18 protein-coding genes and 1 pseudogene are annotated in these 22,570 nt (G+C 63.3%); 12 read left to right on the top strand and 7 right to left on the bottom strand.

Features of this window, described 5'->3' with window-relative positions; genetic code table 11:
* A pseudogene (locus MHY24_RS07560) lies at nucleotides 1–332 on the top strand (transposase); the annotation flags it as partial.
* A gap of 334 nt (nucleotides 333–666) precedes the next feature.
* On the opposite strand, the gene MHY24_RS07565 reads toward MHY24_RS07560, so the two are convergent.
* Nucleotides 667–2,115: a hypothetical protein gene (locus MHY24_RS07565; RefSeq protein WP_239229143.1), complete on the bottom strand. Its 1,449-nt coding sequence runs from the start codon at nucleotides 2,113–2,115 to the stop codon at nucleotides 667–669.
* Nucleotides 2,116–2,201: 86 nt separating this feature from the next.
* Between MHY24_RS07565 and MHY24_RS07570 the strand changes: the two genes are divergently transcribed.
* Entirely contained in the window at nucleotides 2,202–2,798 is a 597-nt protein-coding gene (locus tag MHY24_RS07570) for a hypothetical protein (protein ID WP_239229160.1), read from the top strand.
* A gap of 91 nt (nucleotides 2,799–2,889) precedes the next feature.
* Here the strand turns inward: MHY24_RS07570 and MHY24_RS07575 are convergent, their stop codons facing one another.
* Nucleotides 2,890–4,440, bottom strand: a complete 1,551-nt coding sequence (locus MHY24_RS07575; RefSeq protein ID WP_204610449.1) for a catalase — start codon at nucleotides 4,438–4,440, stop codon at nucleotides 2,890–2,892.
* Between the two features lie 106 nt (nucleotides 4,441–4,546).
* Here MHY24_RS07575 and MHY24_RS07580 point away from each other — a divergent pair, with 106 nt between their 5' ends.
* Both MHY24_RS07580 and MHY24_RS07585 read left to right on the top strand, forming a co-directional pair.
* Nucleotides 4,547–5,089, top strand: coding sequence for an RNA polymerase sigma factor (locus tag MHY24_RS07580; protein ID WP_005323148.1), 543 nt, complete (start codon nucleotides 4,547–4,549; stop codon nucleotides 5,087–5,089).
* A gap of 284 nt (nucleotides 5,090–5,373) precedes the next feature.
* Entirely contained in the window at nucleotides 5,374–6,792 is a 1,419-nt protein-coding gene (locus MHY24_RS07585; protein WP_239229162.1) for a hypothetical protein, read from the top strand.
* Between the two features lie 46 nt (nucleotides 6,793–6,838).
* Here MHY24_RS07585 and MHY24_RS07590 read toward each other — a convergent pair whose 3' ends face one another.
* Complete coding sequence (locus MHY24_RS07590) at nucleotides 6,839–7,870, bottom strand: aspartate-semialdehyde dehydrogenase (RefSeq protein WP_239229187.1); 1,032 nt, start codon at nucleotides 7,868–7,870, stop codon at nucleotides 6,839–6,841.
* A 34-nt stretch (nucleotides 7,871–7,904) separates the two neighbouring features.
* The gene (locus MHY24_RS07595) at nucleotides 7,905–9,170 is read right to left on the bottom strand and encodes an aspartate kinase (protein WP_005323151.1); all 1,266 of its coding nucleotides are present in this window, start codon (nucleotides 9,168–9,170) and stop codon (nucleotides 7,905–7,907) included.
* Nucleotides 9,171–9,398: 228 nt separating this feature from the next.
* Here MHY24_RS07595 and MHY24_RS07600 point away from each other — a divergent pair, with 228 nt between their 5' ends.
* Complete coding sequence (locus MHY24_RS07600; RefSeq protein ID WP_239229189.1) at nucleotides 9,399–10,277, top strand: DMT family transporter; 879 nt, start codon at nucleotides 9,399–9,401, stop codon at nucleotides 10,275–10,277.
* Here MHY24_RS07600 and MHY24_RS07605 read toward each other — a convergent pair.
* Nucleotides 10,274–11,401 carry a mannosyltransferase family protein gene (locus MHY24_RS07605; protein WP_204610459.1) on the bottom strand — a complete coding sequence of 376 codons (1,128 nt, stop codon included), beginning with the start codon at nucleotides 11,399–11,401 and terminating at the stop codon, nucleotides 10,274–10,276. The genes MHY24_RS07600 and MHY24_RS07605 overlap by 4 nt on opposite strands.
* A gap of 220 nt (nucleotides 11,402–11,621) precedes the next feature.
* On the opposite strand from MHY24_RS07605, the gene leuA reads away from it, so the two are divergent.
* From leuA to MHY24_RS07640, 7 genes are all read left to right on the top strand, one after another.
* Nucleotides 11,622–13,439, top strand: a complete 1,818-nt coding sequence (leuA, locus tag MHY24_RS07610; RefSeq protein ID WP_239229191.1) for a 2-isopropylmalate synthase — start codon at nucleotides 11,622–11,624, stop codon at nucleotides 13,437–13,439.
* Between the two features lie 57 nt (nucleotides 13,440–13,496).
* Complete coding sequence (locus MHY24_RS07615) at nucleotides 13,497–14,273, top strand: hypothetical protein (protein WP_239229201.1); 777 nt, start codon at nucleotides 13,497–13,499, stop codon at nucleotides 14,271–14,273.
* Between the two features lie 110 nt (nucleotides 14,274–14,383).
* A complete protein-coding gene (locus MHY24_RS07620) occupies nucleotides 14,384–16,663 on the top strand; it encodes a hypothetical protein (protein ID WP_239229211.1) in 2,280 nt (759 codons plus the stop codon).
* Nucleotides 16,664–16,861: 198 nt separating this feature from the next.
* A complete protein-coding gene (locus MHY24_RS07625; RefSeq protein WP_367398056.1) occupies nucleotides 16,862–18,163 on the top strand; it encodes a DNA polymerase III subunit epsilon in 1,302 nt (433 codons plus the stop codon).
* Between the two features lie 27 nt (nucleotides 18,164–18,190).
* On the top strand, nucleotides 18,191–19,468 hold the full coding sequence (locus MHY24_RS07630; protein WP_239229215.1) for a MurT ligase domain-containing protein: 1,278 nt from the start codon (nucleotides 18,191–18,193) through the stop codon (nucleotides 19,466–19,468).
* Nucleotides 19,461–20,234 carry a type 1 glutamine amidotransferase gene (locus tag MHY24_RS07635; protein WP_239229216.1) on the top strand — a complete coding sequence of 258 codons (774 nt, stop codon included), beginning with the start codon at nucleotides 19,461–19,463 and terminating at the stop codon, nucleotides 20,232–20,234. The genes MHY24_RS07630 and MHY24_RS07635 overlap by 8 nt, the downstream gene beginning before the upstream one ends.
* Before the next feature lie 109 nt (nucleotides 20,235–20,343).
* Nucleotides 20,344–21,447, top strand: coding sequence for an HNH endonuclease signature motif containing protein (locus MHY24_RS07640; RefSeq protein ID WP_239229218.1), 1,104 nt, complete (start codon nucleotides 20,344–20,346; stop codon nucleotides 21,445–21,447).
* A 23-nt stretch (nucleotides 21,448–21,470) separates the two neighbouring features.
* Here MHY24_RS07640 and recR read toward each other — a convergent pair whose 3' ends face one another.
* Nucleotides 21,471–22,127 carry a recombination mediator RecR gene (gene recR / locus MHY24_RS07645; RefSeq protein WP_005323161.1) on the bottom strand — a complete coding sequence of 219 codons (657 nt, stop codon included), beginning with the start codon at nucleotides 22,125–22,127 and terminating at the stop codon, nucleotides 21,471–21,473.
* A gap of 72 nt (nucleotides 22,128–22,199) precedes the next feature.
* Entirely contained in the window at nucleotides 22,200–22,568 is a 369-nt protein-coding gene (locus MHY24_RS07650; RefSeq protein WP_005327377.1) for a YbaB/EbfC family nucleoid-associated protein, read from the bottom strand.
* Nucleotides 22,569–22,570 lie beyond the last annotated feature (2 nt).

A 22,570-nucleotide genomic window follows, 5' to 3' on the forward strand; every position in this document is an offset into this window, starting at 1 on the left:
AACGATTGGAACGCACGACCAACAAGCTAGAAGGCGGGGTGAACTCACAAATAAAGAACCTCATGCACGCCCACCGAGGACTGCACGACGAACAACAACGCATCGCCTGCGACTGGTGGCTATACCTCCACACGCAACTGCCTGACGACCCTGTAGAGATCGCCAGGCAGCAAAACTGGGGCCAGGACGCACTCGCCAAAGCACAAACCCTAGCCAACCAAGAAAAACAAGCCACCAGCGGCCACGAAGACGGCCGACCAGCAACCTACGACAGTGCCATCGACACTGCCTACAACCACTCTATGGGAATACGCAAAGGCCACATACGCTAAACCCCACCAACACAAAATGTCGTTTAGCCCGACACGCCGCAAAACAACACATTCTGTCGTTTAGGCCGCAAAAGCATTCATGAAATTGCACGGAATTTTCCGCAAAAATTGCAGCTAGGCACCCCACATATGGGAAACGACGCGGTGCCCCTACAGCGCCGCGTCGTCCCTATTCCCTATCACTCACAACGGATTGGAGAAACCGTTCGCCTACCCCCTAAGTAGGCTTTGTGAGCAAGACCAACTGTAGCACTCGCACAATGCAAACGGTAACGCGAATCAAAATTCCCAGTTTCCACCAATGTTTCTTATTCTTAGGTGTGCTTTTTCAGACCTAATGAACCGTAGGTTTGAATTTTCCTGTGGATGGAGCCCACCACTTTGCACTCAGCCCAATGAGAGTGATGGCGAGCAATACCGCAACGCCGGTCCACAACACGGCCTGTTCGCCTTCGTTACCCGCCGCCGTGACGGCCGCGGTAGTCCAATTCAGCGGCAAAAGATTAGAAACAATCTGCCAAACCTTAGAAACACCGGCAATTGCCGCGGATTTCCATAGCCAACCCACCAGCGCGGTCTGGCCGATGCCAAACAGCGCGGCGAGGATGCTGCCGGCAGTAATACCGCATAGCCCGAGTAGGCCGCGGGTGATGGCCGCCATGGACAGCGCGCCCAGAAGGAGCGCCGCGCCGGCCCACACCGCAGCCACAGGGGTAAATCCGGTGGCGAGCACAAAGAGGAGGATTTCCCCGATGGCGACCGCGGCCAGCGTGCCGCCGAGGACCGTCAGCCATGGGCGGAATCCCACTTGCCAGGCCACACCGGCCGCGGCGCCTGCGAGCAGGACCAAAGCGGAGACCAACATCGCGACGATGGGGCTGAGCAGATGTGCCGGGCCGTCGGTCGCGGTATGCGCCGGCGGCAGGGCACGCTGAATTTCACCCACGTTGGTCTGGTTTTGGGCTGCCATGGTGGAGAGCTTGCCGGCGCCGTCGTCAAGCTTGTCCACGCCCTCCTGCGCCTCACCAACGCGCTTGTTCAGCTCCGCAATTCCCTCGTTGAGCTCCTGCGCACCGGATACGGCCTGGTTCACGCCATCGTGATAGGCATAGCCATTGACCGCCAACTGATTGGATAGATCGCGCGAGCCGTCCTTGAGCTTCTTGAGCTGATCAGTCACCGAATTATCCAGGCGGAAATTATTCACCTGTGCACGGAGATCGCCCAGCTGCGAGCGAATTTCCTTCGCTTCCTTGGACTTATTGCCTTCCAGGTCGCGCATCGTGCCATCGATGGCCTGCAGAATCTGCCCTTGGACGGCACCGAGGCCCACCACCTGGTCCACGGCACCGCCAACGCCATTGGCCAGCTCCGTTGCACCGCCACCGAGCGTATTAGTTCCGGACTGCAGCTGATTGAGGCCGGCCACCAGTTCTTGGGAGCCCGTCGCCAGCTTGTCGACGCCCCCTCCGAGCTCATCCGCCCCCTTATTCAGCTCTCCTGTGCCGTCGTCAAGCTGCGTGGCGCCCGATTTAAGCATGCTCGCCTGTGCCTGCGCGCGGCTGGCCGCCTCGGCGGCTTCCTTCACCTCTGGCGAGGCGGAATTTTCCCGCGGCGCTCCAAATGGCTGCGCGGCGCTAGACCAGGTGTGGGCGGGTTCCCACTGCGCAAGGCCCGCCACCGCAGCGCCGATAATGAGCGGCAGGGCGAGCAGGAGGATCAAGAGGACGCTGCGCCACCGGGAGGGGGACGCAGCGTCTGGGGAGGCAAGGCGTGAGGTCATGGTAATGAACCTATCCTTGCAGGTCACTCCCCTGTTGCAGGCGCGCCGAACACCCCCGCATTGGCAGTTCCTCTACGATATATGGCATGTCCCACAATTATTCCCTATCCCCTTCCCGCTACCTCGCCGCTGCGGCCATCGCGCCGCTGTGCTTCAGCCTTGTTGCCTGCTCCAACGACGCCGATACGTCGGCAGAACCGGAGTTCTCCGACGCCACCGCCGCAAGCTCGTCGGCCGAGGAGACCTCGTCCGAAGAAACCACGAGCGAGCCCGCTACCTCGGAAGCCGCAGCCACCGTCACCGAGACCGCAGCGGCCGAGCCCACTTCTGCGGAGGCAGCTCCCGCCGAGGACACCGCGGGATCCGCCGACGAAGTAAGTGAAGCTCCGGCCGCCGTACCCGCCGACACCGGCCGCGGCGACTGCTCCCCAGAAGCGCTACAGCCCGCAGCTCCCACCATGACCAATATCCGAGTCAATAACTGCGATGGCCAGTGGGCCCACTTTGGCAAAGACAGCACGGACTGGACTGCCTGGGCGCGCTATGAGGGCGGCCAGTGGGTAGCCATTGAATCCATTGGCGAGGCAACCTCCGGCATGGCCGCCCCGTGCTACGACGTGGATAAGTGGGCCGCCGAGGGCGCTCCCGCCTTTGTTACGGAAAAGATGCGCCGCTGCGACTAGCCACACAGCAAGAAACCGCCCCCGTACCGTGCAGTAAAGCAACTCGGTACGGGGGCGGCGTCGTTAGCGCACAAGCGCTGCCGGGAAAAGATTACTTCTTCTCGGCGTAGACCTCGCGCACGCGCTGGCCTAGGGCTGGGTGCACGTTGGTCCAGTATTCGTAGACGCGCTCCTCGGTCTCCTCGGATACGCCGGCCATCGCGTTGGTGATATTGGTGACCAGGCGCTCCTTGGCGGCATCGTCATAGACGTTCTCGTACAGGTCGCGCGCCTGCACGAAGTCATCGTCCTCGGCGTGGCGAACATACGGTGCACGCACCAAGTCGCTGCCGTGGGACTCCGGATTGATGTAGAGCTCTGCCGCGGTGGTGGTCTCGAGCTGGGAGCGGTCGTTTACAGCGGCGTCGTCAAGCACGCCCGTACCCTTGTCGTGGCGGTTGGGCGAGTAGACCGGATCCTCCGGAGCATTGAAGAGGAACTGCATGCTGCCCTCGTGCTCGTAGGTATTGACCTCGTTCACATTCTGCGGCTGGTTAACCGGCAGCTGCTTGTAATTCGCGCCGATGCGGTAACGCTGCTGGTCAGCGTAAGCAAAGGCGCGGGCCTGCAGCATCTTGTCTGGGGATAGGCCAACGCCCGGCACAATATTGGAAGGATCGAGCGCCACCTGCTCAATCTGGGCAAAGAAGTTGCGCGGGTTGCGGTTGAGTACAAAGTAGCCCACATCGTGCAGCGGGTAGTCCTTCTTGGACCAGACCTTGGTCAGGTCGAAGGGGTTAAAGCGGTAATTCTCCGCCTCATCCAGCGGCATGATCTGCACCTTAACGTCCCAGATCGGGTAGTTGCCCTCCTCGATGGCGTTGTAAAGATCCTCGCGGTGGCAATCCGGGTTCTGGCCGGCGGTGGTGGTGGCCTCCTCATCGGTGAAGTTCTCCACGCCCTGGCGGGACTTGAAGTGATACTTGACCCAGAAAGCCTCGCCTTCTTCATTGACCCACTGGAAGGTGTGGGAGCCGTAGCCATTCTGGTGGCGGGTGGACTTCGGGGTGCCGCGGTCACCCATCAGATAGGTGACTTGGTGTGCGGATTCCGGGTTGCGGGTCCAGAAATCCCACTGCATATCGGCATCGCGCAGGCCATTGGTGCCTAGGCGCTTCTGGGAGTGGATGAAGTCTGGGAACTTAATGCCATCGCGAATGAAGAAGACCGGGGTGTTATTGCCCACGATGTCGAGGTTGCCCTCCTCGGTGTAGAAGCGCAGGGCAAAGCCGTGCACATCGCGCCAGGTATCCGGGGAGCCCTGCTCGCCGGCCACGGTGGAAAAGCGGCCCATCATCGGGGTGACGGTGCCCTTCTGGAAGACCTTGGCCTTGGTGTAGGCAGAGACATCTTCCGTGATGTGCAGCTCACCAAAGGCACCGTGGCCCTTAGCGTGCGGCGTGCGCTCGGGCACGCGCTCGCGGTTGAAGTGCGCGAGCTTTTCAATGAGGTGGATATCATTGAGCGCCACCGGTCCCTGCTGGCCCGCGGTCACCGAGGTGTTTTCGGACGGCACCGGCTGGCCCGAGGGGCGGGTGGTATTTCCCTTGCCAGCGGGGCGCTGGCCCTTGTTCAGGATGTCATCAGCGGTAAATTCACTCATTTTTGCCTCCTGGCAATTCGCGGTCAGTTCTTCCCAGTGTGGCAAAACTTTGCACGGTTGTCAGGGCTCGCCAAAGAGAGTAAAGGGTGCTGGTAGATTCATTCAGGTGACTCACCACTCCGCAGCAGACGACGCCCGCGTCACCGACCTCGCTCTTCGGGCCGGTCGCGGCGACCGCGCGGCCCTGACGGAGTTTATCAAGGCCACCCAGGATGATGTGTGGCGCTTGCTGGCGCACCTGGGCGGGCCCGAGGGGGCCGACGATCTCACCCAGGAGACCTATCTGCGCGTCATCAGCGCCCTGCCGCGCTTTGCGGCGCGGTCCTCCGCCCGCACGTGGTTGCTGTCTTTGGCCCGGCGCGTGTGGGTGGACAATATTCGCCACGATATGGCCCGGCCGCGGAAATCTGCCACCGAGTACGAAGACGCGATGGGTGCGGCGCCGGAAGAATCCGCGGCGTGGAGCGAGTGGATCGACGCGCGTACGCTTATCGACGCCCTCCCGGCCGACCGCCGCGAAGCCCTCATCCTCACCCAGGTACTGGGTTATACCTATGAGGAGGCGGCCAAGATTGCCGGCGTGCGCGTGGGCACCATTCGCTCCCGCGTGGCGCGCGCCCGCAAGGATCTCATCGCGGGGACAGGTTAATACCCCCAAATAGCCCCCTGCGATTGCGGAGTTAATTTCACTCTCAAATTGTTACGCTCTGGTTACCTTGTATCCCGCGGGCCCCAGATATTGGCACTTAGCTGCACTTTACGCGCAATGAGTGGGGTGAACGAGGCCACAATGAGGGCGATTCTTGCCCGAAATATCTGTCCAATGTGTGGTTTATTAGTTGTGTACACACGTGATAAATCGACCGTCGATCCGGGCCCGCGCGATACCAATGCCGGGCCCGGCGCGTGTGAGTAAGAGAGTTTCTCCCTTTCATGTTAAAACGCGCAATCGGAATTTCCATGGCGTTTATCGGCGTCGTCGTGGGCGCAGGCTTCGCCTCCGGCCAGGAGGCCATGCAGTACTTCGTGGCCTTTGGTAACTGGGGCCTGTGGGGCATCGCCCTGGCCGCTGGTTTGATGATGATCACCGGCATCTCCATCCTGCAGCTCGGCTCGTACTTCCAGGCCGAGGAGCACACCGCTGTCTACGACAAGGTCGCATCGCCATTTACCGCCAAGATTTTGGACTGGTCCACCCTGGTGACCTTGTTCGCCATCGGTTTCGTCATGTTCGCCGGCGGTGGTTCGAATATCAATCAGCAGTTCCCGTCCGTCCCAGTATGGGTGGGCGCCACCGCCATGCTGATTTTGGTGCTGCTCGTCGGCCTGATGGATGTCGACCGCGTAACCGCAGTCATCGGTACCATCACCCCATTCATCATCATCTTCGTGGTGCTTGCCACCGGCTATACCATCTTGAATGCAGACGTTGATTTCTCTGCCATGAATGACTGGGCGGTCAACAATGTTGATACCTCGCTGCCTAATTGGTGGCTAGCCGCACTGAACTACACCGGCCTGAACGTGATGACGGCAGTATCCATGTCCATCGTTATTGGCGGTAACTTCCTGGATAACCGTGCAGTTGGCGTCGGTGGCCTCATCGGTGGCCTGCTTTATCTCATCCTGTTGGCACTGTTGGTATTCGCCCTCTTCTTCGAAGCAGAAACCGTCAACGGCCAGGATATGCCGGTACTGAGCCTGATTACCAGCATCCACCCAGTCTTGGGCGTGCTGATGACCTTTGTCATTTACGGCATGGTCTTTAATACCGCCATCGGCATGTTCTACGCGCTGGGCAAGCGCTTGACCCGCAATAACCCCAAGCGCTTCTACCCGGTTTATGCCGGCGCCTGCATCATCGGCTTCATCTTGTCCTTCGTAGGCTTCCAGGCCTTGGTCAGCAACGTCTACCCGATCCTGGGCTACCTGGGCCTGCTGATGATCGTGGTGATGGTCTTTAACCGCATCAAGAACGGCAGCAAGCTCTCGGACGAGTCTGACCGCCGCATGCGCGCACACGAGCTGGTGTCCCGTCGTCTGGATCCGCGCAAGCGCTTTACCAAGAAGAACGAGCGCGAGCTGCGCAAGCTGGCTGCAGCATCCAATATGGAAACCACCGAGTTCGTTACCAATATCGCAGAAGAGATCCACGAGGAGCTCGAAAATGATGATGATATTGAGTATGACCGCGAAGATCCGGAGCCGTCCGTGACCTACGTGCAGCACACCAAGCCGGAGGTCCCTTCCGTGGATAGCGACCTCGACTTTGGCAAGAAGGATTCCGCAGCTGGTAGCGCCAAGGGTACTGGTAACGGCACCGGAACTGCTAAGCCGGTCTCTGGGGACTAGCTCGTCTGCCCGTAGCGCAAAAGCGCGGCGGAGCACCGGTGTGGGCTTAGACGAGCAGCTCCGCGATCTGGATAGTGTTCAGCGCTGCACCCTTGCGCAGGTTATCACCGGCAACAACGAGCACGAGGCCCTTGTTATCGTCCACCGTCTGGTCCTGGCGGATGCGGCCAACCAAGGACTCGTCGATGCCGGTGGCGGCGAGCGGAGTGGGGACGTCGGCAAGCGTAATGCCCGGAGCGCCACCCAAGAGCTCGGTGGCCTGCTCTGGGGTGATGGGCTTATCGAACTCGGCGTGAATGGTCAGGGTGTGGCCGGTGAAGACGGGGATGCGCACGCAGGTACCCGCTACCTTCAGCTCCGGAATGTCCAGGATCTTGCGGGATTCGTTGCGCAGCTTTTGTTCCTCGTCGGTCTCCAGAGAGCCATCATCAACGAGGTTGCCGGCCATCGGCAGGGCGTTATAGGCGATAGGTGCCACGTACGGGCCAAAGTCTTCATCATTGAGCGCGGAGCCATCGTGGACCAATCCCACATTGTGCTCGCCAACGGAATAGACCTGCGCGGCCAGCGCCTGCACGCCGGCCAGACCGGAGCCGGACACCGCCTGGTAAGAGGACACGTGGAGCTTATTCAGGCCAGCGGCATCGTGGAGGACTTTCAGCACCGGCATGGCAGCCATGGTGGTGCAGTTCGGGTTCGCGATGATGCCCTTCGGGGTGTTCTTGGCTGCCTCGGGGTTGACCTCGGAAACGATGAGGGGAACCTCTGGGTCCTTGCGGTAGGCCGAGGAATTATCCACCACGGTCGCGCCGGCTGCGGCGAATACCGGGGCCCACTGCTTGGAGGTGGAGCCACCGGCGGAGAACAAGGCAATATCAACGTCTGCAACGGATTGCTCGGTGACCTCAGCGAGGTCTTCTACGATAATCTGCTCGCCGCGGAATTCCAGCTCGGTGCCGGCGGAGCGAGACGAGGCAAAAAAGCGCACTTTATCCGCCGGGAAATTGCGTTCTTCCAAGATGGAGCGCATAACGCGGCCGACCTGGCCGGTAGCGCCTACGACTGCAACAGTGGTCATGACTTAAAAATCCTCTGTAGTTGCTTTTGGGTATTTAACGTCCGGTTCCAGCATAAACCGTGGCTTCTTCTTCGCCGCCAAGCTGGAACTTATCGTGCAGCGCACGAGCTGCCTTATCCAGGTCAGCCTCGCGGGTGAGCACGGAGATGCGGATTTCGGAGGTGGAGATGAGCTCCATATTGACATCGACGTCGCGCAGGGCCTCGGTAAACTCGGCGGTCACGCCCGGGTGGGACTTCATGCCGGCGCCGACGAGGGAGACCTTGCCCACCTGGTCGTCGTAAAGCACATTGGCCCAGCCGCCCTCGGACTTCAGCTTGGTCAACAGCTCCATGGCGCGCGGGCCGTCGGCACGCGGGCAGGTGAAGGTGATATCGGTGGTGCCATCCTCCAGGGAGGAGACGTTTTGCAAGACCATGTCGATATTGATCTCCGCATCGGCAATGACACGGAAAACCTTCGCTGCCTCCCCTGGGCGGTCCGGGATTCCAAGGACGGTGACCTTTGCCTCGGACTTATCGGTTGCTACACCAGTGAGTACTGCTTCTTCCACAGGAATATCCTCCATCGATCCGGTCACTAGGGTGCCGGGGTCATTTGAATAAGACGAGCGAACTCGCAAGGGTACATTGAACGCGCGGGCGTACTCCACGCTGCGCAGAACCAAAATCTTGGAACCTACCGCGGCCATCTCCAGCATCTCCTCAAAGGAGAGCTTGTCTAGCTTCTGCGCGTCCGGGACGATGCGCGGGTCTGCGGTATACACGCCATCGACATCGGAATAAATCTCACACACGTCCGCATTCAGCGCGGCGGCTAGCGCCACCGCGGTGGTATCGGAACCACCGCGGCCCAGCGTGGTGACATCGCGCGATTCCTTATTAACTCCCTGGAATCCGGCGACGATGCAGATCTTGCCCTCATCCAGCGCTTCAGTCAGGCGGCCTGGGGTAACGTCCACGATGCGGGCATTGCCGTGGCGCTCGGTGGTGAGCACGCCGGCCTGGGAGCCGGTAAAGGACTGAGCATGGGCACCCAGAGATTCCACGGCCATGGCCACCAGCGCATTGGAGATGCGCTCGCCCGCGGTCAGCAGCATGTCCATTTCGCGCCGTGGTGGCACGGGGTTGACCTGGGCGGCAAGGTCGAGCAACTCATCGGTGGTATCGCCCATGGCGGAGCACACCACAACGACGTCGTTGCCCTGCTTCTTGGTGGCCACGATGCGCTCCGCAACGGCGCGAATGCGGTCTGCGGATTCGAGGGATGAGCCGCCATATTTTTGCACGATCAGGGCCACGGTGAGGATGCCGCCTTTCGTCTTTCCAGGCATTTCCGGAGTGTGCGTTCGCGCGCGTCCAGAAATATCTGTCGGTCATTAGTCAAATACCCATGCTACCCCGCAGGGGTCTAGTCCTCATCATAATTCCTAGACAATGCTTGCTTTTTATTCACACGCCCGAGCGTAAAGCGCGCCATGCGCCGGCCGCCCCCCATGGAGAAAAACGCGCGCCATACAGCGCAGAATATGCATATAACAGGAATCTTTACTACCGTTGAGCGGGTGTTAAGCAACCTCCTCGCCATCTTTTTCGCGCTCGCATCCGCGCTGACGGTTGCTTGGGGCACAGTCATCCGCCACCGCATCGCCCTTGACGCCGATGATTCGGTCATGCGCGCCGCCATGTCTAACCCCTTGTGGTGGGTGGGCACCGCGGCCGCGATTGGCGCCTACGGCCTGCAGGTTATCGCGCTCGGCTTCGGCACCTTGCTGGTCGTCCAGCCCATCTTGGTGCTGTCCTTGATGTTTACCCTGCCGCTATCGGCGTGGTACTCCGGCCGCAAGATGCCCTTCCACGAAGTTTTCTGGTCCATTGCGCTGACCATCGCGGTGGGCATCATGGTCATCTACGGCCGACCGGTTGCCGGCAATCCCCGCCCAGAATGGAGCGATTGGTGGCCGGCGCTCCTCGTGGGGTTGACCACCCTCGCAATCCTCGGCGCGGCGGCCGCAAAGCTACCGGATCAGCGCCCCCTGGCATTGGGCACGGCCTGCGGCGTTATCTATGGCTTCGTCGCCCTGCTCTCGAAGGCCGTGGTGGATATTTTCACCCACGAAGGCCTCACCACCCTGCTGGCCAGCTGGCAGTTCTACGGCCTCATCGGCCTCGCGCTCACCGGCACGGTGGTACAGCAATATTCCTTCAACGCCGGCCCCCTGGCCCATTCCCTGCCGGCCATGACCATCTTTGAACCCATCGTGGCCTTCGGCTTGGGATACATGGTGCTGGGAGAGAAATTCCTCATCGATACGGCCGTCGGTTGGGCAATTATGCTCATCGCCCTGACCGTCATGGTGCTATCCACCATCGTGCTCTCCCGCAGCCCGGTGAGCCAGCGCGGCTAGATGGCCCACTCAAATACGCCGAGCATATAGGCCGAAAACCACGCGCCAAACAGGGCCCAGGCAATAACCGCCACGCTTGCCGACGCCCCCTTTTTCACCCACGGCAACAACACGATCACCGCCGGCAGGAGCAGCCGGGGCCGCGAGTGCATGATGCCATCAGAAAGCAGCACATTGGCCATGAGGACGGCGGAAAATAGCCAGGCCGCCAGCGGCAGGCGGCGCCACGCCAGCACCAGGCATACCGGGGCAGCGATCATTACGCCGGCGCTAAGCAGGTAGCCGCCATTGGTGGCCCCGGTGAGCGTCTCCCACAGCCACACCACCGTGGCTTTGCCGCCATCAAAGCCGGAATTCCAATGTTCCTTCTGGATACCAAAGTAACCGCCGACATCTTTCAAATGGCTGCTCGACCACCACAAATACCCCACCAGCGGCACGACCGAAAACGCCACCGCGGCCCAGGCTCGCCAGTCCTTTCGGGCCCGCAGCAGCACCATAAGCCCAAAGACCGCAACAAGGTCCACCGCGGTAAGGCGCACGAGCCCGGCCACAAAGATATACGCCGCGGCGGCCCACCAGCGCTCGCCCACCAGCGCCACCACCGCCCAGATAGCCAGTGCCCCGAAAAGCGCCTCGGTATACGGCATAGAAAACACGATGGACATCGGCGCGCTGGTTACCACTACGGCGCTGAGCACCTGGGCCCACTTCCCCATGCCCATCTGCGCGGCCAGGGCCATCACCCCGGCGGCCAGCGCAATGCTAAAGAGCACGTTGAGCGCGATGGCAGTGCCGGCCTCACCGGTTCCCAGGATGCCGCTTACCGCGCGCACCAGGAAGGGAAAGCCCGGGAAGAAGGCCATGGTCGTCTCATGGACCGGCCCATCCGTTGAGATATCCGCACCGAAGTAACCGCCGCGGGCGATTTCTACGTAGTGCTTGGCGTCCCACTTATTAAGCAGTCCCCAGAGCTTATCGTCCTGCACGGCGGCCACCGCCGCGAGCACGCCCACGCGCACTGCGGCTCCGATGAGCGCAACGAGCGCAGCAGGCGCCCACAAGTAGCGCAGTAAGGACGACGAGTTGGACACGGCATTGCGGGCGGTAGACACGAAAGGCATAGTACCGCACCGCCGTCGCGTCTCATTGAATGAAATCTCTTGCCACATAGTGAGAGAGCCTGTAGTGTGACCGATATGACACAGCGGACTGACCTACTCCTTATCTGCCGCGGCGGGATTTCGGCCTAATCACTGGCCAGCGCCCCGTCGCGGAGTCCGGCTACCCAAGCCCAGCTGGCCGTCTCCCCATAGACACCACAGACAAGGAAACCGCACCACCATGTCCCCCACTGACTCTTTCATCAGCGCCCCTCGCGATATCACCACCCCGAACGGCCCACGCCGCGAAGGACAGCCCGCATGGAATAAGCAGCGCGGCTCCGCCATGCCCCACGAGCGCTACCAGCCCTTCGCCGTCGAGGTGGAAGACATCGACCTGCCGGACCGCACGTGGCCCAGCAAGAAAATCACGCACGCCCCACAGTGGTGCGCGGTGGATCTGCGCGATGGCAACCAAGCGCTGATTGATCCCATAAGCCCAGAGCGCAAGCACCGCATGTTCGACCTGCTGGTCAAGATGGGCTACAAGGAAATCGAGGTCGGCTTCCCGTCCGCCTCCCAAACGGATTTCAACTTCGTCCGCGAAATCATCGAAGGCAATAAGATTCCCGATGACGTCACCATCCAGGTCCTAGTCCAAGCGCGCGAACGCCTCATCCGCCGCACCTTTGAGGCCTGCGAGGGCGCCAAGAACGTCATCGTGCACTTCTATAACTCCACCTCGAAGCTGCAGCGCCGTGTGGTCTTCCGCAAGGACAAGCCCGCCATCAAGAAGCTGGCTACCGACGCCGCCGCACTCATCAAATCCATCGCCGCGGACTACCCAGACACCACGTGGCGCTGGGAGTACTCCCCCGAATCCTTCACCGGCACCGAGCTAGACTACGCCCGCGAGGTCTGCAATGAAGTAGTAGAGATCATGGATCCCTCCCCTGATAACCCAATGATCATCAACCTGCCCTCCACCGTGGAGATGATCTCGCCCAATGTCTACGCCGATTCCATCGAGTGGATGCACCGCAATCTAGCCCGCCGCGAGGACATCGTGCTCTCCCTGCACCCGCATAATGACCGCGGCGAGGGAATCGCCGCCGCCGAGCTGGGCTTTATGGCCGGCGCGGACCGCATCGAAGGCTGCCTGTTTGGCAACGGCGAGCGCACCGGCAACGTCGATCTCGTCACTTTGGGCCTGAACATGCTCACCCAGGGCGTGGACCCGCAGATCGATTTTTCTGATCTGCCGCAGATTCGCGAAACCGTTGAATACTGCAACCAGCTGCGCGTGCCGGAGCGCCACCCCTATGGCGGCGAGTTGGTCTTTACCGCCTTTTCCGGTTCCCACCAAGACGCCATCAACAAGGGCTTGGATGCGCTGGCAACCACCATCCGCCCCGGCACGAACAATACCGAGGTCTCGTGGGAAGAACTGCGCGCAGCCATCTGGGAGGTTCCCTACCTGCCTATCGATCCAAAGGACGTGGGCCGCGACTACCAGGCGGTCATCCGCGTCAACTCCCAGTCCGGCAAGGGTGGCGTTGCCTACATCATGAAGACCGACCACGGCATCAATATGCCGCGCGCCATGCAAGCAGAATTTTCCACCGTGGTGCAAGAAATCACCGACTCCGAGGGCGGCGAGATCAATTCCAAGAATATGTGGGACATCTTCGCCACCGAGTTCTTGGACCGGGAGACTCCGCTGGCCCTAGAGTCCTTCCATATGGACAATGCCCCAACGGACGAGGAGGACGCTGCCGTGACCGCCACCGTGACATTCAAAGGGGAAAACTCCACCGTCTCCGGCACCGGCAACGGCCCCATCGCGGCGTATGCCAACGCGCTGGAATCCCTGGGCATCGACTTCGAGGTCATGGAATACTCCCAGCAGTCCCGCTCCGCCGGCGACGACGCCGAGGCCGCCTGCTATATCGCCGCCGACGTCAACCAGAACAAGGTCTGGGGAGCAGGCATCGCCGGCTCCACCACGCGGGCTTCCATCAACGCGATTAACTCCGCCGTCAACCGCGCCTTGGCCTAAGCCCAGCCGCCGGTACTACACACCAGCGCCGCGCCCCGGCGTGGTAGAAGGGTGGGTATGCCTTCTTCTACCTACCTCATTCCGCACCGCGGCTTGGGCGCCGTGCAGGCCCTGCCCATCTATGGTGCGCAGACGAAGGAAAACCAGGAGTTCACCGTCACCTTGGCGCCCCGCCAGGACGGTGGCCTGGAGGTGCGCACCGACTCCCTCATCGGGCACATCACCAGTGCCGACCGCGCCGAGTATCCCGAAATAGATCTACTATTTCGCGCCGGGCTCACCCCTGCAGCCACCGCCGCGCCGCAGCCCGATGGCTCACTGTCACTGCTGCTGCCTCGGCCGGGCCTTTGCCTGCCGGCGAATAATCCGCCAGCGGGCCCGTGGACAATGCTGGGCTATGCCCCGCCCATCAATATCACCGATCTCCCCGCAGATCTGGATATTCCCGCCCAGGCCCGCATGCACGTGTTGGTTACGCTCTCCCCCAGCACCACCGGTTCCGGCACCGATGCCTACCTGGGCCCGCGGTGGCTGGGGCGGTTGGAAGGGGTGGACGTCGCCAAGCAGGGCATAACCCTAGCCCACGCCTACCATGCGCCGCGCAGCACTGGCCGGGTGCTCAGCATCTATGCGGGAGCGCCGCTGCCGGATTCAAAGGAAGCCTCGCTTGCCGACGCCACCCCTACCTCCCCCGCCGCCACCGAAACCTTCGAAACCACGAGCTTCCGCGCCGTCAACGTCGATGACTCCGCACCGCGCCGTCAGTGGCGGCCTGCCCTCATTGCCCTACTGATGATTGCAGCGCTTATCGCCGTACTTATTTTCATCCTGTAGAAACTTTTGCTCAGGACAACGCCCCTTATTCACCGGCAGGGGAAATTGGAAATGGCCCAAGTCAACGCCTAAAATGCAGTGTTACTATTCCCCCGTATCGAAAGACCCCAATGACTTCGCTGGATTCCGCCACCTACGTGGTCCCCGACCACGGTTTTGGCGTGATCCATAATCTGCCCGTCGGGGATGTTCCGCCAGAAGTTTTCAGCGAATTGCTCGAGTCCACCGCCGCGGAAGGCGGTTACTTCTCCGCGGAGCTCGGTCCCCGCACCGCCCAGGAAGGCTTCGCGGTGTGGATCGGCGATTCTCTCCTTGGCCGCCTCAGCGCCGCTGACTCCCAGGCCTACGCCCTCTTTGACTGGATTCTCAGCGCCGGCCTACGCCCGCACACCACCGCCCATGTGAGCATGACGGACGCCTCCGGCAAAGAATGGCCCACGCTCAACCTGCTCCTGCCGGCACCGCACCTGTGCATCCCCGCCAATAACCCGCCGGCGCAGCGCTGGACCATGCTGCCCGGCGAGACCACCGCCACGATGACGGAATTTTCCAAGGACGTCACCGGCTTTCCGCAAACCGACGAGCACTATCTCGTCTCTTTGCACACCCGCGGTTTCCTGCGTCGAAATACCGTTGATGTCTATGTCAATAGCACCTTCTTAGGCTCCCTCCCGCGAGACGCCGCCCGCGAGATTGCCCCCGCCGTCCTCGACTGCACCAAGACCGGCCGCCTCGCCATTGCCCACGGCTACTTCCACTACAACGCCGATGACCGCCCCGCGCTGACCATCTACGCGCACAACGCCGCCAATAAGCACCACGCCGGCCTAGTTTTGGGCGTTGTCGCCGGTGGTGCCGCCGTCATGTCCGCAGCCACCGCAGCCCGCGCACAGGCCGCATCCGCTGTTCCCGGCGGCACTACTGCCGGTGCCACCACCGCCGGCGCTTCCGCAACCAGCGGTTTCAGTGTCACCTCTGCAGCCGGTGCTGCTGGCGCTTCCGGTGCCGTGACCTCGAACCTGCTGGCCGCAGCCGGCGTCGCCGTGCTCGTTGGTGGCGGTGCCACCGTGGCCACCAACCTACTGAGCGACGACGAAGCCCTTTCGGACTCCAACGCGCATTCCACCGCTCCTGCTCCGGAAGGCAACCATTCTTCCCACTTCGACGGCAATGGCCCCAAGCGCCCCGCGCACCCCGCCACGCCGCGCATCTACGATGCCGGCCCCACCAGCGGTACCTCGGCTCCGCCCCCGCTTGCCGACGCCCCCTCCTCTCCAGCACCGCACCGCCACACCTACCCTTCGCAGAGCACGAAAAAGCCCAGCGCGACGCACTCTCGTCACGCTGACCGTGCCCAGACCCACGCCCCTGCCTCCGACAACCGACGTGGCCACCACAGCGAACCCCGCGGCGGCCACCACGGCGAGGATTCCCAGTCAATTTCCCGCGCCGCCTCCGCCGCGGCTTCTGCCGCCATGGCCGCAGCCAATGACGTCGCCTCGGCCCCGGCCCCAGCCCCAGCACCGTCTCAGACCACGCCTGCCGCGACGCCATCCTCCAGCTCAGAACCCGCACCCCAGGTAGCGGCGGCCAAGACGCCGACCGCAACCTCCTCGTCCTCCCAGTCTGCAGAGCCTTCCCAGACCACGGAGTCTACGAAGAGCACGACATCTGCGGAGCCGTCCTCTGCGGCATCCTCGCCTGCCAAGCCGTCCGATCTGCCGACCTCAAGCACATCTACCTCGGAAAAGACAACTTCCGAGAAAACGACGACTGAAACCACCACCGCAGCCTCGACGGAAAAGCAGACCGCAGAGCCTTCCAGCTCCGCCACCAGTTCTGCCACGAGCGAGCCAACGTCTGAGCCGACCCAGGCTGCAGACTCGTCTACGTCTACCTCTGCGTCCTCTACGTCCACTTCGGCACAGCCCGAGCCCGAATCTTCAGAGCCTGCGTCCTCGGATTCAAAGCCCTCGGAGTCGACCGCACCTACGACGACGTCTCCGTTGCTGACCTCGGAGTCCGAGCCCGAGCCTAAGCCGGCGCCGGTTACCACCGCGCCAAGCACCACTATCGCAGGTTCCGAGCTCGAGCCGACGCCAGAGCCGGAGACTACTGCTCCTACGACGACGATCCCTGGCTCAGAAATCGACCCCACCCCCGAACCAGAGATCCCTGTAGAGCTCGAACCGGCGCTGCCTATGCCGTACCGCAGCGCACCGGATGGACCGGAGATGCCGCTGGTACCGTCCGAGCCGGAAGAGCCGGAAGAACCGGAGAAACCGGCAGAACCGGCAGAGCCCGCAGAGCCGGAGGAACCGGGGCGACCTGAGGAGCCCGAGGAGCCAACGACTCCGCCGAAGGTCATTGTCATCGTCGTCGAAAATTAAGCGGCGCGTCCTGTCCCCCTGCACGAAATGCGGGATACTACACTGAGTTTAATGAACAACACACCTGGCCCCTCCCCGCAGCACACGCCGGCGTCGGCCCCAGCGCCGTCGCCCGCGACGGTGGCTTCGCGCCACGCGGCCAGGTCCACAGCGCCCAAACCGGGCACAGAACAGCGACGCGCCCGGCCGCGCCGCGCGGTGCGACCGTCCGGCGAACCAGACGCCGCAAAACCCAAGCCAAAACCGAAGCCGAAGCCGCACCCACCAGCCCATCACGAGCGACCTGCCGCGCCGGAGGCAGCTAACAAGAAGCCGCAGCAGCCGCAGCAGGCCGAATCATCCACCGATGCGGCCGACTACCCCTACGTGGCGCTGACCCTACAGACCACCGGCATCCACCCCAGCACCGGGCGCATCGTGACTATCGACGCCGTTGCTTTCAACGACGCCGGCGAACACGGCCAGCTCTTCCACGCCGTCCTTAAACCCGATATCGACGCCGGACCGCGCCACCTCCACGGGCTGAGCACCACCGATATTGAGCAGGCACCAGCTTTTGGCAAGATCCTTAAATCGCTGGACAAGCTTATCGACGGCCGCACGCTCATCGTCCACGATCTCCCCTATACCTGGGGATTTATCGTTGCCGAGGCCCGCCGCGCCATGATGGCCGCCGCGCGCCAAAACCGGGCGCGCAACCGTGGCCGCAATAAGGGCCGCCGGCGTCGCCAAAAAGTCGGACACGTGCCCACACCGGTCCGCATCATCGATACCTTGGCCACCTCCTATGCGCAGCAGGTGCGGTCGAATGATGTGCGGTTGGGGGGCGTCGCCAAGCAGAGCGGCCTGGACGCCACGCCGAAAGCCTCGGTGGAGCGCGCCGGCCGGCCCGAGCCAGAAACCTCCCGCGAGGACACCGAGCTGCTCATCGCGCTCTACCGCCAGCAAGAAGGCGGCACAGTGCGCAGCTATGCGCCGGATGACGTGCGCGCCGATCGCTTCGGCCTGCAACGCTCCCACGTGCGCGTCGACGCCGCCGAGGCCCCCGTCCAGCACCACAACCCCGGCAAGTACGAGCCGGGCAAGGAGCTGCGCCGCGGCATGGAAATCGTGGTCGCACCGGAAATCCTCGAGGATCCGGACACCATCATCGCCGCGCTCATGCGCGAGGAGCTCAATTATTCGGAAAAGCTTACCCGCGAGTCCTCGCTGGTTGTCTGCAATGTCACCACGGATCTGGTGGGAAAGCCCATGCATGCCCACCGCAAGGGCATTCCGCTTATGTCGGACGCCGCGTTTCTTGACGCCCTCACGCGCATCGAAGACGCCGAGCCCGAACCCGAATCCGCTAAGCCTGCGCCGCGCGCCCAACGCTCGCCGCAGAACAACAAAAAGGGCGGCGGGAAGAACAACAAGCGGCGCCGGCGCCGCGGCGGCCGCGGAGGTCGCGGCAGGGGCCGACGAAATTCTGGCGGCTCGGCGGGGAAAAAGAACGACTAGGCCGCCCGCCCGACTACCCTAGGGGACATGAGTTTTAGAGTCCCGGGTGCGTTGAAGAAGTTGCGCACCACCACCGCCACTACCGCCGCGAAGCTGGCCACCACCGCTTCCCGCGCCACCGGCCGTGGCGCCGGCGGCATGATCGGTGGTCTAATCGCCAATGCCATTGACCCTTCCATCATGACCAACCTGGGTGGTGGGCGCCCAGCCGTGCTGGTTACCGGCACCAACGGCAAGTCCACCACCACCCGCATGTTGGCCGCCGCGGTCCGCGCCGAGCACACCGTAGCCACCAACGACGGCGGCGACAACATGGACGCCGGCATCATCTCCGCGCTCATGGCCGGCAAAGACGCCTCGCACCTGGTCCTCGAGGTGGACGAGCTCCACGTGCCCCACGTAGCCGATAACCTCAACCCGCAGGCCCTAGTCCTGCTCAACCTCACCCGCGACCAGCTGGACCGCGTGGGCGAAATCAACAAGATTGAGCGCGCCCTGCGCGGCGCCGTGGAGGCTCACCCAGACATGCTCGTCATCGCCAATTGCGACGACGTGCTCATGACCTCCGTGGCCTATGACGCCAAGAATGTCATCTGGGTCTCGGCCGGCGCCGGCTGGCTCGGCGATTCCGTCACCTGCCCCCGCACCGGCGGGCACGTCGTGCGCACCGAGGATGACTGGTACGCCGTTAAGCCGCTTGCCGACGGCCGCGAATTCCGCCGGCCGCAGCCTACCTGGGGCGTCGATAAGCGGGGCATTATCACCCCCACCGCCAAGCGCCCGCTGAACCTGGCGCTGCCCGGCCGCGCGAACCGCGGCAACGCCGCCCAGGCCATCGCCGCGGCCGTGCAGGGCTTCGGCGTGGACCTCGATAGGGCCATTGCGGCCGCCGAGGGCATCGACGATGTCGCCGGCCGATACTCCACCATCCACTGGAAGGGCCGCGAAATTCGCTTGCTGCTGGCCAAGAACCCTGCCGGCTGGCAAGAAGCCCTGTCCATGGTGGACCGCAGCGCCGATGGCTTGGTCATCGCCACCAATGGCCAGGTGGCCGATGGCATCGACATGTCCTGGCTCTGGGACGTGAAATTCGAAGGCTTCAATGGCTTAAGCGTCAAGGCCGCCGGCGAGCGCGGCACCGACCTGGCCGTGCGCCTGGTCTACGCCGATATCTCCCACGAGCTCATCCCGGACCCGATGGACGCACTCGCCGCCTGCCCGGAGGGCCGTATCGAGGTCCTCGCCAACTACACCGCCTTCCGCGATTTGAAGAAGGCGCTATCCAAGGAGGCCACCAATGCTTAATATCGGCCTAGTGCTTCCCGACGTCCTCGGTACCTACGGCGACGACGGCAACGCCCTCGTCCTGCGCCAGCGCGCCCGCATGCGCGGCTTCGAGGCGGAGATTCACCCCATCCGCTTGGGCGAGCCCGTGCCCGAGACGCTGGATATCTACACCCTCGGCGGCGGCGAAGATACCGCGCAGATCCTGGCTGCGGACCACCTGATTTCCGATGGCGGCCTTACCCGCGCCGCTAACGCCGGCCGCCCCGTCTTTGCCATTTGCGCCGGCCTGCAGGTCCTAGGCGAATCCTTCCGCGCCTCCGGCCGCATTATCGACGGCGTCGGGCTGCTCGACGCCACCACGGCCGGCATGCAGGACCGCACCATCGGCGAGGTAGCCTCCGAGCCCACCCGCGCCGGTGTCACCGCTGACCTCACCGAGCCGCTGACCGGTTTTGAAAACCACCTAGGCGCCACCATCCTCGGCCCGTCCGCGCAGCCGCTCGGCACGCTCACCCGCGGCAATGGCAATGCCGACCAGGCCGCCACCGCCGACCTCAGCGACGGCTCCGCCCAGCGCACCTACGAAGGCGCCGTCCAGGGAAGCGTCATTGCCACCTATATGCACGGCCCAGCGCTGGCCCGTAACCCGCAGCTGGCGGATCTCCTCCTCGCCCAGGCCATGGGCGTGGCCCTCGCGGACCTCGAGCCGATTGAGATTCCGGCCGTCGACCGCCTGCGCGTCGAACGTTTCAACGCCTCCGAGCCCCCGCGCTCCCAAAGATAGGCTCAAACCTGTGGATAACTTCGCCCGGCGGCCGCGAAACCCCCGAGTTATCCACAGGCTCGGCCGCTTCCCCTTGTAGCGGCTTGCCCCCGCCCATAGGCTGCGGGGCATGACGTTATTGGAGCAGCTGGGCGACATCGCTAAGCGCGGCGTGGAACTTCTCGAAGAGGCCCACGCCGCCTCCAGCCTGCCCCTGCCCGCGGACCAAGCGCGCACCGTGCGCCGCACCGCCGCGGCCTTCCTCTCGCCCACCAGCCACTCGCGCTACCAATCCCGCGCCCTGGCCGCCGCGCGCCGCAACCAACACAGCCTGGAGACCCTCGCGCTCATCGCCCGCCGCTCGCGCGGCATTTCTGACCCCACCAAGCGCTGGCAATTCCGCGAGAAGCTGTGCGCCACCGCCGGCACCACCGCGCAGGTCTCGCGCGCGGCGACCCGGCTGCTGCGCGAAATCAACCCGCCGCCCGAGCGCGAAGACGGCGGCCGCCGCATCATGCACGGCGAGAAAACTACCCTGAGTTTCACCGGCCCCGCCGCGCAGATGGCCGATATCTGGGCCGCCGCCAAATCCGACCCGCTGGCCTGGCTCACCGGTTCCCGCGCCGCCGCGCCCGCGACCGTGACCACTAATGTCATCATCGAGCTGCCGGATTACCTGAAAATCCTGGCCGGCGACGGCGATGACATCCGCCTCGCCATGACCAATGGCGCGACCATCACCGGCGCCGAACTCATCCGCCGCACCCTAGCCGGCGCCGGCCTTTTCACGCTCATCCACCCCGAGCGCGGCCCCGTCAATCTCTACCGCACCCGGCAGGCCTCCGCGAAGCAGCGCCGCATGCTCGAGGCCGAAGGCGCCCGCTGCGCCTGGCCCGCTTGCCGACGCCCCGCCTCCGAATGCCAAGCCCACCACCTCATCGAATACTCCCGCGGCGGCCTCACCCACCCCGAAAACATGACGCTGCTGTGCCCGTATCACAACTCCATCAACGGCCTGCCGGGCCGCGGCCGCATGGCCCGCGTCAACGGCCGACTCGCCTGGCTTCCGCCCGCCAGCCGGCACAACGCTTCGCCTAGCAGCCCGCATAGCAGCATGCATAGCGGCCACAGCGGTATACACAGCAACGCGGAGAGCGGGGTGGCCAGCAGAGCGCACGGCCCGCCGGTATTCACCGGCCGCGCGCGAACCGGGCCCACGGCCGCCGTCCCCTAGCCCGCGCTTGCGGATTCCCCGTGCTAAATGGTCAGGCGGCCAGAAAGCGCGCGGGACAAGGTGAGTTCGTCCACGAACTCCAGATCGCCTCCGAGCGGCATGCCGGAGGCCAATCTGGTGATCTTCAAATCAGGGAAGTCGCGCAGCAACCGCACCAGGTATGCGGCGGTGGCCTCGCCCTCCGTATTGGGGTCGGTGGCGAGGATGACTTCGTGGATGGTGGGGGTGGCGTCGTAAAGCGGGGCTTCAGGGGTGGAATCCGCCAGCTCGCGGTCCGGCAGCACGCCGCCCAGGCGCTGCAGCAGCGTGGAAATATTCAAATCGCGCGGGCCCACATTCGCTAGCGGATCCAGCGCGCCACCCAAGACGTGGTAGCGGCCCTCATACTCTCCGGTGCGCTCGATGACCTGGATATCCTTCGGCTCTTCCACCACGCATATGGTCGAGGCGTCGCGCTGCGAATTAATGCAGATGCGGCAGACATCCTCGCGGGAAATATTGCAGCAGATGCGGCAGAAGGTCACGCCGTCGCGCACCGCGCCCAGCGCGTTCTGCAGCCGCTCGATGTCCTCGGGCTCCATGTGCAAAACGTGAAACGCGATGCGCTGCGCCGACTTCGGGCCGATGCCCGGCAGGCGCGAAAACTCGTCGATGAGGTCTTGCAGAGGTCCTTCAAACATCAATTACTCCCAAAATCAGCAAAAGGCCGCGGCCCCAACGCGGGGCAACGGCCTTTTATCGTATCGTGCGGGCTACTGGTTGCCGCCGAAGACATCCTCAAAAGACGGGCCACCCTGGCCTCCCATGCCCTGGGACAGCGGGCCGATCTTCTCCTGTGCCAGGCGGCCGGCCGCAGCGTGGGCCTCCTTGAACGCGCCCATGACCAGGTCCTGCAGGGTGTCGACGTCCTCTGGGTCCACGACGGACTTATCGATCTGCAGGTCCACGAGCTCGGCGCCGCCGGTCATGGTCACCTTAACCAGGCCGTTGCCTGCCTGGCCCTCGACGTTGGTGGCGAGGATTTCTTCCTGCGCCTTCTGCAGGTCTGCCTGCACCTGCGCGGCCTGCGCGATGAGGTCGTTCATGTCATTTGCCTGCTGCATTGGGTCTTGGTCAGCCATGT

It is taken from the genome of Corynebacterium sp. ACRPQ (assembly GCF_022347225.1).
GTDB classification, from domain to species: Bacteria; Actinomycetota; Actinomycetes; order Mycobacteriales; family Mycobacteriaceae; genus Corynebacterium; species Corynebacterium tuberculostearicum_D.

Coding starts and splice junctions, on each gene's coding strand:
- MHY24_RS07615 (WP_239229201.1), top strand. CDS start 13,497: ATGCCTTCTTCTACCTACCTCATTCCGCACCGCGGCTTGGGCGCCGTG.
- MHY24_RS07630 (WP_239229215.1), top strand. CDS start 18,191: ATGAGTTTTAGAGTCCCGGGTGCGTTGAAGAAGTTGCGCACCACCACC.
- MHY24_RS07640 (WP_239229218.1), top strand. CDS start 20,344: ATGACGTTATTGGAGCAGCTGGGCGACATCGCTAAGCGCGGCGTGGAA.
- MHY24_RS07650 (WP_005327377.1), bottom strand. CDS start 22,568: ATGGCTGACCAAGACCCAATGCAGCAGGCAAATGACATGAACGACCTC.
- MHY24_RS07635 (WP_239229216.1), top strand. CDS start 19,461: ATGCTTAATATCGGCCTAGTGCTTCCCGACGTCCTCGGTACCTACGGC.
- MHY24_RS07620 (WP_239229211.1), top strand. CDS start 14,384: ATGACTTCGCTGGATTCCGCCACCTACGTGGTCCCCGACCACGGTTTT.
- MHY24_RS07570 (WP_239229160.1), top strand. CDS start 2,202: ATGTCCCACAATTATTCCCTATCCCCTTCCCGCTACCTCGCCGCTGCG.
- MHY24_RS07585 (WP_239229162.1), top strand. CDS start 5,374: ATGTTAAAACGCGCAATCGGAATTTCCATGGCGTTTATCGGCGTCGTC.
- recR (WP_005323161.1), bottom strand. CDS start 22,127: ATGTTTGAAGGACCTCTGCAAGACCTCATCGACGAGTTTTCGCGCCTG.
- MHY24_RS07565 (WP_239229143.1), bottom strand. CDS start 2,115: ATGACCTCACGCCTTGCCTCCCCAGACGCTGCGTCCCCCTCCCGGTGG.
- MHY24_RS07600 (WP_239229189.1), top strand. CDS start 9,399: ATGCATATAACAGGAATCTTTACTACCGTTGAGCGGGTGTTAAGCAAC.
- MHY24_RS07590 (WP_239229187.1), bottom strand. CDS start 7,870: ATGACCACTGTTGCAGTCGTAGGCGCTACCGGCCAGGTCGGCCGCGTT.
- MHY24_RS07575 (WP_204610449.1), bottom strand. CDS start 4,440: ATGAGTGAATTTACCGCTGATGACATCCTGAACAAGGGCCAGCGCCCC.
- leuA (WP_239229191.1), top strand. CDS start 11,622: ATGTCCCCCACTGACTCTTTCATCAGCGCCCCTCGCGATATCACCACC.
- MHY24_RS07605 (WP_204610459.1), bottom strand. CDS start 11,401: ATGCCTTTCGTGTCTACCGCCCGCAATGCCGTGTCCAACTCGTCGTCC.